Source organism: Tateyamaria sp., assembly GCF_059783535.1.
In genome coordinates this window covers 1-13207 of sequence record NZ_JBYNDP010000106.1, presented here as the reverse complement: position 1 = coordinate 13207, position 13207 = coordinate 1, and the positions used below count along the sequence as shown (strand labels likewise).

Sequence of the window (13207 nt, the reverse complement as noted above, 5' to 3'; positions counted from 1 at the left end):
TCCAATCGACCGACGGGCTTTTGCCCTTGAGACCCATGGCGGCAAAGTTGTGTTCAGCCTCGTGCAGCATGTGGCTGGCATGCAGCAGTGCCTTTGACGGGATACAGCCGACGTTGAGGCAGGTGCCGCCCAAAGTCTCCCGTCCTTCAACACAGGCCGTTTTCAGGCCCAGCTGCGCGCAGCGGATCGCGCAGACATAGCCGCCGGGGCCGGAGCCAATGATGATTACGTCGTAAGAAGCCATGGGTTTGGTCCTTTTGTTTTGGCGTCGGACCGGTGGCGCTGCCCCCGGCCCCCCGTGGTATTTGCGTCAGAAGAAGATCATAAGAGCGCCCCGATCAACATGCAGGGTGCAGCGAGGAAGCCCGCGAACCAGATCAGCGACCGCCAAGGGGTCAGGCCGAAATAGTAGGCGGGTATGTAGAGGATGCGGGCGGCCAGGTAGGACCACGCGCAGGTCGCGGTGAAGGCGCTGTTTGTGTTCGCCAAGGACACCACGATGACGGCAATCGTGAACAGCGCGAGGCTTTCAAAGTGGTTTTCCCAGGCTCGGATCAGACGGGCTGTTTTGTCAGACACCTGATCCTGAATGTCACCGCCCAAACGCTTGCGGTCTCGCGGGGACAATGTCTTGCCCTGCGGCAATTCGATGTTCGTGGGCACAGCCATAAGCACGAATTGCAGCACTTGAAGCATGGCTGCGAGGGCAAGGGCGGTGAGTTCCGGTGTCATCGTGTCTGCCCGGTCAGGCCCCCAACAGTGGCAGGATCATCAGGACCAGTCCACCAAGAGACGCAAACCATGCGATGGATCGCACCATGGGGATGCCCGAGGCGTAGGCGGGGATGTAGGCGACACGCGCCCAGAACCAAAGTGCTGCTCCGGTGGCGGTGGCGGCGGTGCCCAAGTCAGTTACCTTGAGTATCAGCGCGAGCGCAATGAAGGCGGGGAGCGTTTCTAGATAGTTCTTGAGCGCCCGCTGGATGCGGCCTGCGATCACATTCTGGTCGCGGTGCTCGTCCTGTGGGCCAAGCGCCCAGCCCAGTCCTTTTGACAGGTCGGAGAAGGTGGCCTGAATGATTGCGTGAGCGATCAACAGGATGATGGCATAGATGAGGTAGGTGAGTTCTGGGGTCATTCTGTTGCTTTCTTGTTTGAGAAGGCAAAAGCAAAAAGCACTGCCAAAAAGTATCCTGCGCTAGTTCCACCTAGAGCCATGATCGATCCTTGTCCTGGTCGCTCTGTTTCTGGAAACCAAAGTAAAACAAGGTAAGTAAGACAAAGGGTGGCAACGAGCGGCCAAAATCGCCGTGGCAGGTGCTCATGCAGATTAATAGCTGCAAAAACTAATCCCATAGCTCCGGCCAGGGCTACTATCCCACCTGTTTCTGTGTCGAAAACGACCCATGCGAAACCGAGAGCCAAACCGCTCACTAGACCAACCAACGCGAGTGCAATTCGCGCGAATTTAGAAAGCGATTGGGCATTCTCCTCTTTCGTCAATGTTCAAACCCCTACAAATCCATCAACAACCGCCGCGGATCTTCCAGTGCCTCTTTTACCCGCACAAGGAACGTCACCGCGCCTTTGCCGTCCACGATGCGGTGGTCGTAGCTGAGTGCCAGGTACATCATGGGCCGGATCACGACCTGACCACCAATCGCCATGGGGCGATCTTGGATTTTGTGCATGCCCAAAATCCCGGACTGCGGCGGATTCAGGATGGGCGAGGACATGAGCGAGCCGTAGACGCCGCCGTTCGAAATGGTGAACGTGCCGCCTTGCATTTCAGCCATTGACAGCTTGCCGTCGCGCGCGCGCGCGCCCTTTTCGGCAATCTGCTTTTCGATATCGGCAAAGGACAGGCTGTCGGCTTCGCGGATCACCGGCACCACAAGGCCTGTGGGCGTGCCAGCGGCAATACCCATGTGCACGAAGTTCTTGTAGACGATGTCTGTGCCATCGATCTCGGCATTCACTTCGGGCACTTCTTTCAGGGCGTGGCAGCACGCCTTGGTGAAGAAGGACATGAAGCCCAGCTTCACCCCGTGTTTCTTCAGGAACAGGTCTTTATACTCATTCCGCAGCGCCATCACCTCTGTCATGTCCACCTCGTTGTAGGTGGTGAGCATGGCGGCAGTGTTTTGGCTGTCCTTGAGACGCTTGGCGATGGTCTGGCGCAGGCGGGTCATCTTGACCCGCTCCTCGCGTGCCGCATCGTCCGCGGCCACGGGCGCACGGGGTGCCGTGACAGGCACTGTCGGCGCGGGGGCGGTGGCCGCCGCTGCGACGGCCTTGGCCACATCCTCTTTCATCACACGGCCATCCCGCCCCGTGCCAGTGACCTGATCGGCACTGATGCCGGCCTCCGCCATCGCTTTCTGGGCCGACGGAGCATTTTCCACATCCGAACGCCCTGTCCCCGCGGGGACAGCAGCTGGTGCGGCTTCGGGGGCGGCTGCGGCAGGTGCAGCAACAGCACCGGAAGAGGAGATAACCGCCAGCTTGGCGGATGCATCAACGGTGGTCCCTTCGGGCGCCGTGATTTCAGCCAGGACTCCAGCAGCGGGGGCGGGGACTTCGACGCTGACCTTGTCGGTTTCCAACTCGCAGAGCATTTCGTCTTGCGCGACGCTATCACCAACGGCTTTGAACCACGTGCTGACAGTTGCCTCCGTTACGCTTTCGCCCAAGGTCGGCACCATCACGTCGACAGTTTCACCGCTGCCTGCAGCTTTCGGAGCGGCGTCACGCTGTTCTTCGTGATGCTCCTTCGGTCCGTCGCCGGATGGGGCGGCGGTCGCACCGGCCCCCTCAGCAATGTTGGCAAGCAGGGCGTCGACGCCAACAGTTTCGCCTTCTGCTGCCACGATGTCAGCCAAGGTTCCAGCCACGGGGCTGGGTACCTCAACCGTGACCTTGTCGGTTTCCAACTCGCACAGCATCTCGTCCACCGCGACACTGTCGCCGGGTTTCTTGAACCAAGTAGCGACGGTGGCTTCGGTGACGCTCTCGCCCAGGGTGGGCACGCGGACTTCGGTGGTCATTGTCTTATCCTTCGATGGTCAGCGCTTCGTTGACGAGCGCGGCTTGTTGGGCTTTGTGCTGGCTGGCCAGACCCGTTGCAGGGCTGGCGGATGTGGCGCGGCCCACGTAGACGGGGCGCTGATGCTTGGCCTTGATGCGGGTCAGGACCCATTCGATGTTGGGTTCGATGAACGTCCAGGCGCCTTGGTTCTTGGGCTCTTCCTGGCACCAGACCATTTCGGCCCCCTTGAACCGCTCCAGTTCCTTGACCAGAGAGATCGCCGGGAACGGATAGAACTGTTCAATCCGCATCAGATAGATGTCGTCGATGCCGCGGGTGTCACGTTCTTCCAGCAGGTCGTAATACACCTTGCCCGAGCACATGACGACGCGCTTGATCTTGTCGTCCTTGGCCAACTTGGTGTCGGAATTCCCGTGCTCAGCGTCATCCCATAGCACGCGGTGGAAGGACGAGCCGGTCGTGAACTCCTCGGCCTTGCTGATGGCCATCTTGTGACGCAGCAGGGATTTTGGCGTCATCAGGATCAGTGGCTTGCGGAAGTCGCGGTGGATCTGTCGGCGCAGGATGTGGAAGTAGTTTGCCGGCGTCGTGCAGTTGGCGATGATCCAGTTGTCCTGACCGCACATCTGCAAGAAGCGTTCCAGGCGGGCGGAGGAGTGCTCTGGCCCTTGCCCTTCGAACCCGTGCGGTAGCAGGACAGTCAGGCCGGACATGCGCAGCCATTTGCTTTCGCCCGAGCTGATGAACTGATCGAACATGATCTGCGCACCGTTGGCAAAGTCGCCAAACTGGGCTTCCCACAACGTCAGGGCATTCGGCTCAGCCATCGAGTAGCCGTATTCAAAGCCCAGCACCGCGTACTCCGATAGCATCGAGTCGATAACTTCGTATTGCGCCTGACCCGCCCGGATCTGGTTCAGAGGGTAATACCGCTCTTCGGTCTCCTGGTTCACATAACCCGAGTGTCGTTGGCTGAACGTCCCGCGGGTCGAATCCTGACCGGCAAGGCGCACCGGGAACCCTTCGGTCAGGAGCGAGCCAAATGCCAGCGCCTCACCTGTGGCCCAGTCAAAGCCCTCGCCACTGTCGAACATTTTCTTCTTAGCCTCGATCAGACGTCCGACGGTCTTGTGCATCGGGAAGCCGTCCGGCGTGGATGTCAGGGCCTTACCCACATCGGCCAGCGTTTCCGGCGCAATGGCCGTCTTACCGCGCTGGTAGTCATCCTTGTTCTTGTCGAGATGTGACCACTTGCCGTCCAGCCAGTCAGCCTTGTTCGGTTTGTAGTCTTTGCCCGCCTCGAACTCATCGTTCATCTGGGCCTGGAAGGCCGCTTTCATATCCTCGATCTCGCCCTCAGGGATCAGGCCATCGCGGACCAGACGCTCGGTGTAAAGCGTGAGCGTTGTTTTGTGCTTTTTGATCCGTTTGTACATCACCGGGTTGGTGAACATGGGCTCGTCGCCCTCGTTGTGACCAAAGCGGCGGTAGCAGAAGATGTCGATCACGACGTCCTTGCGGAACTTTTGGCGGAACTCGGTGGCCACTTTGGCGGCGTGCACCACAGCCTCCGGATCATCACCGTTCACGTGGAAGATGGGCGCCTCGACCACCAGCGCATTGTCGGTGGGATAGGGCGAGGAACGAGAGAAGTGCGGCGCAGTGGTAAAGCCGATCTGGTTGTTCACCACGATGTGCATGGTGCCGCCAGTCTTGTGGCCGCGCAGGCCCGACAGCGCGAAGCATTCCGCCACAACGCCCTGACCGGCAAAGGCCGCGTCGCCGTGTAGCAAGATCGGCATAACGCTGGTGCGTTCATGGTCGTTGTTCTGATCCTGTTTGGCACGGGCCTTGCCCAGCACCACCGGGTTCACGGCTTCAAGGTGAGAGGGGTTCGCAGTGAGCGACAGGTGCACGGTGTTGCCATCGAACTCACGGTCGGATGAAGCGCCGAGGTGGTATTTCACATCGCCCGAGCCGTCGACGTCCTCCGGTTTGAAGCTCCCGCCCTGGAATTCGTTAAAGATCGCCTTGTACGGTTTGGCCATCACGTTTGCCAGCACCGACAGGCGCCCCCTGTGGGGCATACCGATCACGATATCCTTGACCCCCAGCGCACCACCGCGCTTGATGATCTGCTCCATCGCAGGGATGAGGCTTTCGCCGCCATCCAGACCAAAGCGTTTGGTACCCATGTACTTGACGTGCAGGAATTTTTCGAAGCCTTCAGCTTCCACCATCTTGTTCAGAATGGCCTTACGTCCCTCGCGGGTGAACTGGATTTCCTTGCCCAGCCCTTCGATCCGCTCTTTGAGCCAGCTGGCTTCCTCGGGGTCCGAGATATGCATGTATTGCAACGCGAAGGTGCCGCAATAGGTGCGCTTCACGATCTCGACGATCTCGCGCATCGTTGCGATTTGCAGGCCCAGCACATTGTCGATGAAGATGGGCCGGTCCATGTCGGCTTCGGTGAAGCCATATGACTTGGGGTCCAGTTCCGGGTGGGGGGTTTGATCGCGCATACCCAGCGGGTCGAGGTCTGCCACAAGATGCCCCCGGATACGGTAGGCGCGGATGATCATCAGGGCGCGGATACTGTCGAGCACGGCGCGCTTGATCTGGTCATCGCTGACCTCAACGCCTTTTTCCGCAGCCTTAGCTTTGATCTTCTGGCCTGCACTTTTGACTTCCGGTTCGGAAGCCCATTCACCAGTGAGGGCTGCGGTCAGATCGTCACCGGGTTGTGGCGGCCAATCTGCGCGCGCCCAGGACGGCCCCTCGGCCTCGCGTTTGACCGACACCTCGTCATCGCCCATCGCCTTGAAGAACGCCTGCCAGCTTTCGTCGACTGCCGCCGGATCGTTGGCATAACGGGCATACATCTGTTCGAGGTATTCCGCATTATGCCCCTGCATGAAGGACGAGGCATGGAACTGGTCGTTGGGGGATTGGTCGGTCATTGGACTTGCCCTTTCTTATCTGGGGCTGAGGTGTCTTTTGCGGAGAGGCTTCTAACTGCGTCTAGAACTTGATCGAATGTCTGACGCGGCAGGATCACCCGAACGTCTGCGTCCACATAAACGACAACATTGCCTTTTGAGTTCACTTCGAAACTACACCACCGGAAGCAGGCAGTTTCTCCTTCTTTCAATCGCGTCAGGAGGCGCATGGTGTCAGCCTCGGCATATGGAATAGGCACCACCCGCAGATGCGGTGAGAGTATGCCCGCCTCTGACCACTCGCTTGTTACTTCAAGATCAACCGAAGTCTTGCCCGCGAGTGCTCCAGCTTGGGGTCGTCGGACAACCAAGAACAGTCCTTGCTCAAGTTCATACAGCGACGTTCGGACTTTTCCAAAATGACGCAAGCTGAATTCGATGACAGGTCGGTCGATTTCCTTTTCCTTCACAAAATCACTCCTTGCCCGCCCGCAACTTAGTGCATACCCCGAATGCTCCCTGCGGTAGTGGGTACTCCACCACACGTGGTTGGGTGATGCCCTCAGTTCTGATGCCAGAGCGGTCAGCATGCTTACGCCTTGATCGCCTCCATCACGGCCTCACCCAGCGTTGCCGGGCTGTCGGCCACCACAATGCCCGCAGCGCGCATGGCTTCGATCTTGTCCTCGGCGCCACCCTTGCCACCGGCAACAATCGCGCCCGCGTGGCCCATGCGGCGGCCCGGAGGGGCTGTGCGGCCAGCAATGAAACCAGCGGTGGGCTTCCAGCGGCCCTTCTTTTTCTCGTCGGCGAGGAACTGAGCGGCGTCTTCTTCGGCAGAGCCACCGATCTCACCGATCATGATGATGCTCTCGGTTTCGTCATCGGCCAGGAACATCTCGAGCACATCGATGTGCTCGGTTCCTTTGATGGGGTCACCGCCGATACCTACGGCCGAAGACTGGCCGAGACCCATATCTGTTGTCTGCTTCACAGCTTCATAGGTTAGGGTGCCCGAGCGGCTCACGACACCCACACTCCCGCGCTTGTGAATGTGGCCGGGCATGATGCCGATCTTGCAGGCGTCGGGCGTGATGACACCGGGGCAGTTTGGCCCAATCAGTCGGGAAGAAGACCCCTCCAAGGCGCGCTGTACTTTCATCATGTCCAGAACCGGAATTCCCTCGGTGATGCACACGATCAGAGGCATCTCTGCGTCGATGGCTTCGAGGATCGAGTCGGCGGCAAAGGGCGGCGGTACGTAGATGACGGAGGCGTTCGCGTCCGTCACATCCATCGCCTCATGCACCGAGTTGAAGACAGGCAGGTCCAGATGTGTCTGACCACCTTTGCCGGGGGTCACGCCGCCCACCATCTTGGTGCCATAAGCGATGGCCTGTTCGGTGTGGAACGTGCCCTGTGAGCCGGTCAGGCCCTGGCAGATCACTTTGGTGTTTTCATCGATGAGTACGGCCATGAAGCACTTCCTTGGTTTGTCAGGCGCAGACAGGCTGGGTCTGCGGCGAGAGAGTAGTTTTTGTGAATGGAACAGCGTCGCGCTTGGCGGTGCCACACGCGGTCGCGGAAAGAGTAGCGTCGGGGCGGGCGGTTTCGAAGTTGGCGAACAGCAGCCCTTGGCGATGCGGCAACCGCCCGCCGGGGCGTTCAATACGCGCATCGGATGCCTTCACCTCTTCGGGAAGCCGGTCGACTGCGATGAACGTCTTGCCCTGGCGTGTGCCGACATGGACAACGGCAACGCGTCCGCGCAACAAGGCGCGACCTTCGAGATACGCTGTGCCGGGTTCCGTGGCATATGGTGCGGGCAATGGGATGGGCGTACCAAAGACCGGCGGTTCAGCCATCTTGGCCTGAACAGCATTTACGGCATCTGCTGCATGATTGCCGTGGAACTCAACGGCGCAGCGGCGTTCGGCGTGATCAGGTGTTCCGGGCGCAGGCTCAAGCGATTTGTCCCAGAAGGTCAGATCGAAGGGCAACGGCGCCCCTGCAATGCTTTCCATGTTTGCATGCGCGCGCTCGACTGTCTGACCTGCTTTGAAACAGTACGAGACAAATGCGTCGATGGCTGGATGCACTCCGGCGGTCGCCGGCATAGCCAGACCGCACAGTGACAAGACACCAAGGATATGATGTGCGCCTAGCGCCATACAATCCAGACCCCAGTAAGCTTTTGACCCAGCACATTTGTGCGCGTCACCATCTTCAATCGTGTTCTGGCCGGTGCACCGGCTATCGCCCATTCCTGTTGCGCATTTCCTGTGGCCGTGACCGGTGTCAGTGCATAACCCGCCGCCGTGACAGTGTTGACCAGCGCTTGAGCGGTCGTGGCTTGGTCCTGCCGACGGACAGAAATGTTGCATTGGAAGATATTGGATCGTCCAGCGCCGAGGGCGACGCTCATGAAAATGTCGCCACGCGTCTGGCCTGAGAGAAAGTAGTTTCGCCCTGCCTCGTTTGGTGCGACGCCGAAATCGCGTCGGCTTACCTGATCGAAGCGCTGTTCGACACCAGCCATGCTGGGCAGTGATGCGACGCAAGTATCCGCAAAGGCCTGCGCGGCCAATGCTATGTTGCCTTGTGGTTTCACGCGGTTTGGTACTGCTGGTTGCGCAGCAGGCGTCGCGGCAGGTGCGCTGCCGCCGGAAACGACCGGCCGGATCTCGGACGTTGGGATGTCGCGGGCGGCGCGCACACGCGGCGCGCTGCCTTCACGTTGTTCCAGCCAGACAGCCGTCGATGCCAATCCAACAGGCGGCAGGCTCTGCTGGACCGGAAGGTCTGGCCGTCTTTCGCTGCTGCATGCAGCAACCGCCAACAAGGCTGCGACAACTACTCCCACGCGCACCATCGGCGTCAGCCCTTAACCGCTTTCACGATTTTCTGGGCGCCGTCCTTCAGGTCGTCGGCCGCAATTACATCAAGACCGGAATTGTTGATGATGTCCTTGCCCTGCTGCACGTTGGTGCCTTCCAGGCGCACAACCAGTGGGACTTGCAGCCCCACCTCTTTCACAGCGGCGACGACACCCTCGGCAATCACATCACAACGCATGATGCCGCCAAAGATGTTGACAAGGATCCCTTTGACGTTCGGGTCAGAGGTGATGATCTTGAAGGCTTCGGTCACCTTCTCTTTTGTCGCGCCGCCACCCACGTCGAGGAAGTTGGCAGGCTCGGCCCCGTAAAGCTTGATGATGTCCATCGTGGCCATCGCGAGGCCAGCACCGTTGACCATGCACCCGATCTCGCCATCCAGCGCAATGTAGTTCAGATCGTACTTGGAGGCGGCGAGTTCCTTGGGGTCTTCCTCGGTCTCGTCGCGCAGCTCATTGATATCTGCGTGGCGGTAGATTGCATTGCCATCAAAAGACACCTTGGCATCGAGAACTTTCAGATCACCGCTGTCAGTTACGATCAGCGGGTTGATCTCAAGCATCTCCATGTCCTTCTCAACAAAGGCTTTGTACAGCAGGCCCATCAGGCCAACGCATTGCTTGATCTGCTTGCCTTCAAGACCAAGCATGAAGGCGATACGGCGGCCGTGATAGGCCTGATAACCGGTTGCGGGATCAACGCTGAAGCTCAGGATCTTGTCAGGCGTTTCGGCGGCCACTTCTTCGATGTCCATTCCGCCCTCTGTCGAGCAGACAAAAGACACGCGGCTGGTGACGCGATCGACAAGCAAAGCCAGGTACATCTCGGTCTGGATGCCCGATCCGTCTTCGATGTAAATGCGGTTGACCTGCTTGCCGGCAGGGCCGGTCTGGTGCGTGACCAATGTGCGACCCAGCATCTTCTTGGCTTCTTCGGCGGCTTCCTCAACCGATTTGGTCAGGCGCACACCGCCTTTGTCGCCCGCGTCGGCTTCCTTGAAGCTGCCTTTGCCCCGGCCCCCTGCATGGATTTGTGCCTTGACCACCCACATCGGCCCATCAAGGGCGCCCGCTGCCGTTTTCGCATCTTCTGCCCTCAGAACGACACGTCCGTCCGAAACGGGAGCCCCGTAGCTGCGCAGAAGAGCCTTGGCCTGGTATTCATGGATGTTCATGGCGGTTTGATCCCGTATAGATACGTCAACGTTGGGCCTATACGACCAACACTGAACGGCACGTAAACGGAAAATATGTCGCAGTGGCGGTTTTGTGCGCGAAAATCGGACATTTGTGATCACTGCATTAAATCGTGTGATCACAAATTCGGATGAGAAAGGGAATCAACCGCGTGGCAACGCAATTTCCTATAAAATCAGAGGAAAATGACGTGCGTTGGGGCGTGGTGCTGACAGCGCACGAGCCGTTGGCCCTGGTCGAAACCAATGTGCGATGGCACCTCGCAACTGGCGCCGAGGTGGTTTTCGTGTTCCTCGACGACCCGAACGATCCGTCACAAACGCGCTTCGTACGATCCCGAATTGCTCGGTACATCTGTGTGATGACAGCTATTGGAGTGAAGCAAAGCCCAAAAATGGGCGGCCACCGTCGCAGATGCGGCGTCAAACAATCAATGCCAACAGTGCGCAGAGCCATTGCGATCTGGATTGGCTGTTTCATATCGATGCCTACGAATTCATCTGGCAAAATGGCGATCTCCGGTCCGAGATCTCAGAGCACGATAATCCCAGCACCGAATTGAACTTGCCTGTGTTCGAAAGGATATTTCCGGCTGGACAGCAGCAATCGCTGTTCGACGGAGCTTTTCGTGCCTCATCGGATCTGACGCCGGACCAGGCCAATACCGCGTTCGGTTCCTTTGCATCGCTAATGAAGCGTGGACAGTATTCGCATGGCGCAGGCAAAAGCGGCGTACGTGTGGGGGGCGGGCTGCGCCTGGGGGTGCATAACGCGACACGCACCGGACCGGGCGGGCGGCAGAGACGGGCGGCCAAACGTGTTTCTGAGACGGCGCACCTGTTGCATTTTGACGGCGTTACGCCCCTTCATTGGATGATGAAAGCGCTGCGCTATCGCCAGACGTCTCCAGAGGTGCAGGCGAGGGTGTTGCAGCCACACCGGGCGGCTCAAATCCGATGGATGATGGACCGTGCAGAAACGATGCAGGCCTTGCGGCAGGCTCATAGTTCCATGTTTGCATTGACAGATGAGCGACGGTCGAAACTCGAAGCCTTTGGTTTGCTGCACGAGATGCCATTCAAGCCCAAGGGCGTTTTGGGCTTGGATTGTCCCAACCTTGGCCCTGCAGCGTTCGACACTGAAGTGTTCTGCCGCAACCCGTGGTTGCGCGAGCAGTTTTTAGAATAGGAATTTGCCATGGTTGTGTCGGCAGCCCGATGACAATAGCGCTTGCTAAAGAGTGTTGAGAGATTTTGAGTTCGAATTGTGCCGCTTGTCCGTCTTGATAAAACAGTGCTCTTTTTTGTGCACATCCCCAAGACAGGTGGGGCAAGCGTGGATCGCTATCTGGCCAAGGTTGGAAACATCGCGCTTTGGACACCCGGAACCATGCAATGGTCAAAATGCTCGCCGCAGCACATCCATGCCGAACTGCACACACGCATGATCCCCAGCGGCTTTTATCACCATGGCTTCACCATACTGAGGGAACCGGTCGCCCGCATGATCAGTGAGTACCGATACAGGGCGACACGTCGGCGGCCAGACGACCCTTTGCCCGAGTTTGATATCTGGGCAATCCGAACGCTGCAGCGTTACGAGACCAACCCCTATGTGCTGGACAATCATATCCGCCCGCAATCCGAGTTTGTCTCGGACGGTCTGAAGCTGTTTCGTTTTGAAGATGGGCTGGATCCGGTGTTCGACTGGATTGACGAATTAGGCGGTCATGCCCCCTTGCCACGCAAATGGCATAACAAATCCTCTGGCCCGCAGATCAAACCCTCGAAGGAGGTCGCCGACTTGATCCGCGAATTCTATGCGCAGGACATCGCACTGTTGGATCAAATCTGACCACGATTATGGGTCACAAACGGATCGCATTTGATGGGTTTGGCAGGTTCACAAACTAGCCGCGCCGCCAATCCGAACGCTCAGGGTGCGGCTGTGTCCGTTGCGTACAGGTTCCTGTGGGTACGCCACTTGCTGTAAAGGATGTATAGCAGCGCACCTTCGGGGATAGCTGTCACAAGAAACGGTAAACTCGCGGCAATATCTATGACGATGATGGCGCCGAGCGCCCCGAGAATGCGGTTTCGATCCTTCTTGAATTTCTTGTGGGCTTCGGTGCCCGTACCTGCGGGTGTTTCGTCAGACGGCGGCACAAACGCCTTTGTGCGCTCAACCTTGGGCCCGAGATTGTCGAGGTGTCGCGGCGCAGTTATGCCTTCCGCAACAACCGCATAGACGCCAACCTCCTCTGCAAGATGCTTGGGGGTGGCCGGGCCAAGTGGGCGCAATTCGACCTTTCCCAGTTTGCCATGTGCGTGATCGTACACCTGTTGCGAAATCAGGATGCCACCCACATCCGCCATCTCCTGCAAGCGCGCGGCGAGGTTCACACCATCGCCCAGCAGGTCCTCTCCTTCGATGATCACGTCATCCAGATGAATGCCCAGCCGAAATGGCAGCAGATCGGCCCTTACATTCAGCGTCTGTTGCACGTTGACGGCACATTTGACGGCGCCGACAACGGACGGAAATTCCACGATCAGGCCATCACCCGATGTGTTGGCGATGCGGCCGCCACAGTCTGCAATCGCGCTGTCCATGACATCGCGCGTCGCACGTAGTGCACGCACCGTGCCTTCCTCGTCCCGGCTCATCCGACCGGAATAGTTGGCCGCGTCCGCCGCCAGAATGGTGGTCAGCTTTCGTTCAATGGGACGGGACTGAGACATGTGAACCATATAAACATAAATGGGGCCGGATGCGACGGCATCCGGCCCCGAAATTCATCGCCGCGGCAAATTTACGCGAGGCTGTCGTCGATACCCTTGCATGCCTCCATCAGGCCTTGAACGGCTTTGACAGAGGTGTCGAACATCTCTTGCTCTTCCTTGTTGAGTTTGATGTTGACGATCCGCTCGATCCCGCCCGCGCCGATCACGGTGGGCACGCCGACATACATGCCTTTTAGGCCGAAATCACCATCGCAATGGGCCGCGCAGGGCAGAACCCGTTTTTGATCTTTGAGGTAGGCTTCGGCCATCTCGATGCCTGCGGTCGCCGGGGCATAGAAAGCAGAACCGGTTTTCAGAAGGCCGACAATCTCGGCACCGCCGT

At 58.7% G+C, this 13207-nt stretch carries 14 protein-coding genes and 1 pseudogene; 2 read left to right on the top strand and 13 right to left on the bottom strand.

Translation table 11 applies throughout. The annotated features are described in order from the left end of the window. The 11 genes from AC6RA8_RS17050 to sucC all read right to left on the bottom strand — a co-directional run. Nucleotides 1-244, bottom strand: a 244-nt coding sequence (locus AC6RA8_RS17050; RefSeq protein ID WP_500354238.1) for an FAD-dependent oxidoreductase, incomplete at its 3' end; no start/stop codon positions are given. Nucleotides 245-321: 77 nt separating this feature from the next. Beyond that, entirely contained in the window at nucleotides 322-732 is a 411-nt protein-coding gene (locus AC6RA8_RS17045; RefSeq protein ID WP_500354236.1) for an MAPEG family protein, read from the bottom strand. Nucleotides 733-745: 13 nt separating this feature from the next. Further along, nucleotides 746-1138 carry an MAPEG family protein gene (locus tag AC6RA8_RS17040; RefSeq protein WP_500354234.1) on the bottom strand — a complete coding sequence of 131 codons (393 nt, stop codon included), beginning with the start codon at nucleotides 1136-1138 and terminating at the stop codon, nucleotides 746-748. Further along, on the bottom strand, nucleotides 1135-1503 hold the full coding sequence (locus AC6RA8_RS17035) for a hypothetical protein (protein ID WP_500354232.1): 369 nt from the start codon (nucleotides 1501-1503) through the stop codon (nucleotides 1135-1137). The genes AC6RA8_RS17040 and AC6RA8_RS17035 overlap by 4 nt, the downstream gene beginning before the upstream one ends. 11 nt (nucleotides 1504-1514) lie before the next feature. Next, on the bottom strand, nucleotides 1515-3047 hold the full coding sequence (gene odhB, locus AC6RA8_RS17030; protein ID WP_500354230.1) for a 2-oxoglutarate dehydrogenase complex dihydrolipoyllysine-residue succinyltransferase: 1533 nt from the start codon (nucleotides 3045-3047) through the stop codon (nucleotides 1515-1517). Between the two features lie 4 nt (nucleotides 3048-3051). Beyond that, a complete protein-coding gene (locus AC6RA8_RS17025; RefSeq protein ID WP_500354229.1) occupies nucleotides 3052-6009 on the bottom strand; it encodes a 2-oxoglutarate dehydrogenase E1 component in 2958 nt (985 codons plus the stop codon). Continuing rightward, nucleotides 6006-6458 carry a hypothetical protein gene (locus AC6RA8_RS17020; protein ID WP_500354227.1) on the bottom strand — a complete coding sequence of 151 codons (453 nt, stop codon included), beginning with the start codon at nucleotides 6456-6458 and terminating at the stop codon, nucleotides 6006-6008. Before AC6RA8_RS17020 ends, AC6RA8_RS17025 begins: the two co-directional genes overlap by 4 nt. Before the next feature lie 122 nt (nucleotides 6459-6580). Beyond that, complete coding sequence (gene sucD / locus AC6RA8_RS17015; RefSeq protein ID WP_500354225.1) at nucleotides 6581-7465, bottom strand: succinate--CoA ligase subunit alpha; 885 nt, start codon at nucleotides 7463-7465, stop codon at nucleotides 6581-6583. Nucleotides 7466-7484: 19 nt separating this feature from the next. Further along, nucleotides 7485-8105 carry a hypothetical protein gene (locus tag AC6RA8_RS17010; RefSeq protein WP_500354223.1) on the bottom strand — a complete coding sequence of 207 codons (621 nt, stop codon included), beginning with the start codon at nucleotides 8103-8105 and terminating at the stop codon, nucleotides 7485-7487. A 44-nt stretch (nucleotides 8106-8149) separates the two neighbouring features. Then, the gene (locus AC6RA8_RS17005; protein WP_500354221.1) at nucleotides 8150-8755 is read right to left on the bottom strand and encodes a hypothetical protein; all 606 of its coding nucleotides are present in this window, start codon (nucleotides 8753-8755) and stop codon (nucleotides 8150-8152) included. A gap of 110 nt (nucleotides 8756-8865) precedes the next feature. Next, nucleotides 8866-10059: an ADP-forming succinate--CoA ligase subunit beta gene (gene sucC / locus AC6RA8_RS17000; protein ID WP_500354220.1), complete on the bottom strand. Its 1194-nt coding sequence runs from the start codon at nucleotides 10057-10059 to the stop codon at nucleotides 8866-8868. 436 nt (nucleotides 10060-10495) lie between these two features. Between sucC and AC6RA8_RS16995 the strand changes: the two genes are divergently transcribed. Beyond that, nucleotides 10496-11269 carry a hypothetical protein gene (locus tag AC6RA8_RS16995; protein ID WP_500354218.1) on the top strand — a complete coding sequence of 258 codons (774 nt, stop codon included), beginning with the start codon at nucleotides 10496-10498 and terminating at the stop codon, nucleotides 11267-11269. Nucleotides 11270-11374: 105 nt separating this feature from the next. Beyond that, nucleotides 11375-11935 (top strand): sulfotransferase family 2 domain-containing protein, encoded by a 561-nt coding sequence (locus tag AC6RA8_RS16990; protein ID WP_500354216.1) that lies wholly within the window; start codon nucleotides 11375-11377, stop codon nucleotides 11933-11935. Between the two features lie 80 nt (nucleotides 11936-12015). Here the strand turns inward: AC6RA8_RS16990 and AC6RA8_RS16985 are convergent, their stop codons facing one another. Beyond that, on the bottom strand, nucleotides 12016-12822 hold the full coding sequence (locus AC6RA8_RS16985; protein WP_500354214.1) for an adenylate/guanylate cyclase domain-containing protein: 807 nt from the start codon (nucleotides 12820-12822) through the stop codon (nucleotides 12016-12018). A 71-nt stretch (nucleotides 12823-12893) separates the two neighbouring features. Continuing rightward, nucleotides 12894-13207 (bottom strand): annotated as a pseudogene (locus tag AC6RA8_RS16980) (malate dehydrogenase); the annotation flags it as partial.

Bases quoted from the DNA above. Each gene is read 5' to 3' on its own strand.
- AC6RA8_RS17045 (WP_500354236.1), bottom strand. From the start codon at position 732: ATGACACCGGAACTCACCGCCCTTGCCCTCGCAGCCATGCTTCAAGTG.
- AC6RA8_RS17040 (WP_500354234.1), bottom strand. From the start codon at position 1,138: ATGACCCCAGAACTCACCTACCTCATCTATGCCATCATCCTGTTGATC.
- odhB (WP_500354230.1), bottom strand. From the start codon at position 3,047: ATGACCACCGAAGTCCGCGTGCCCACCCTGGGCGAGAGCGTCACCGAA.
- AC6RA8_RS17025 (WP_500354229.1), bottom strand. From the start codon at position 6,009: ATGACCGACCAATCCCCCAACGACCAGTTCCATGCCTCGTCCTTCATG.
- sucD (WP_500354225.1), bottom strand. From the start codon at position 7,465: ATGGCCGTACTCATCGATGAAAACACCAAAGTGATCTGCCAGGGCCTG.
- AC6RA8_RS17010 (WP_500354223.1), bottom strand. From the start codon at position 8,105: ATGCCGGCGACCGCCGGAGTGCATCCAGCCATCGACGCATTTGTCTCG.
- sucC (WP_500354220.1), bottom strand. From the start codon at position 10,059: ATGAACATCCATGAATACCAGGCCAAGGCTCTTCTGCGCAGCTACGGG.
- AC6RA8_RS16995 (WP_500354218.1), top strand. From the start codon at position 10,496: ATGCGGCGTCAAACAATCAATGCCAACAGTGCGCAGAGCCATTGCGAT.
- AC6RA8_RS16985 (WP_500354214.1), bottom strand. From the start codon at position 12,822: ATGTCTCAGTCCCGTCCCATTGAACGAAAGCTGACCACCATTCTGGCG.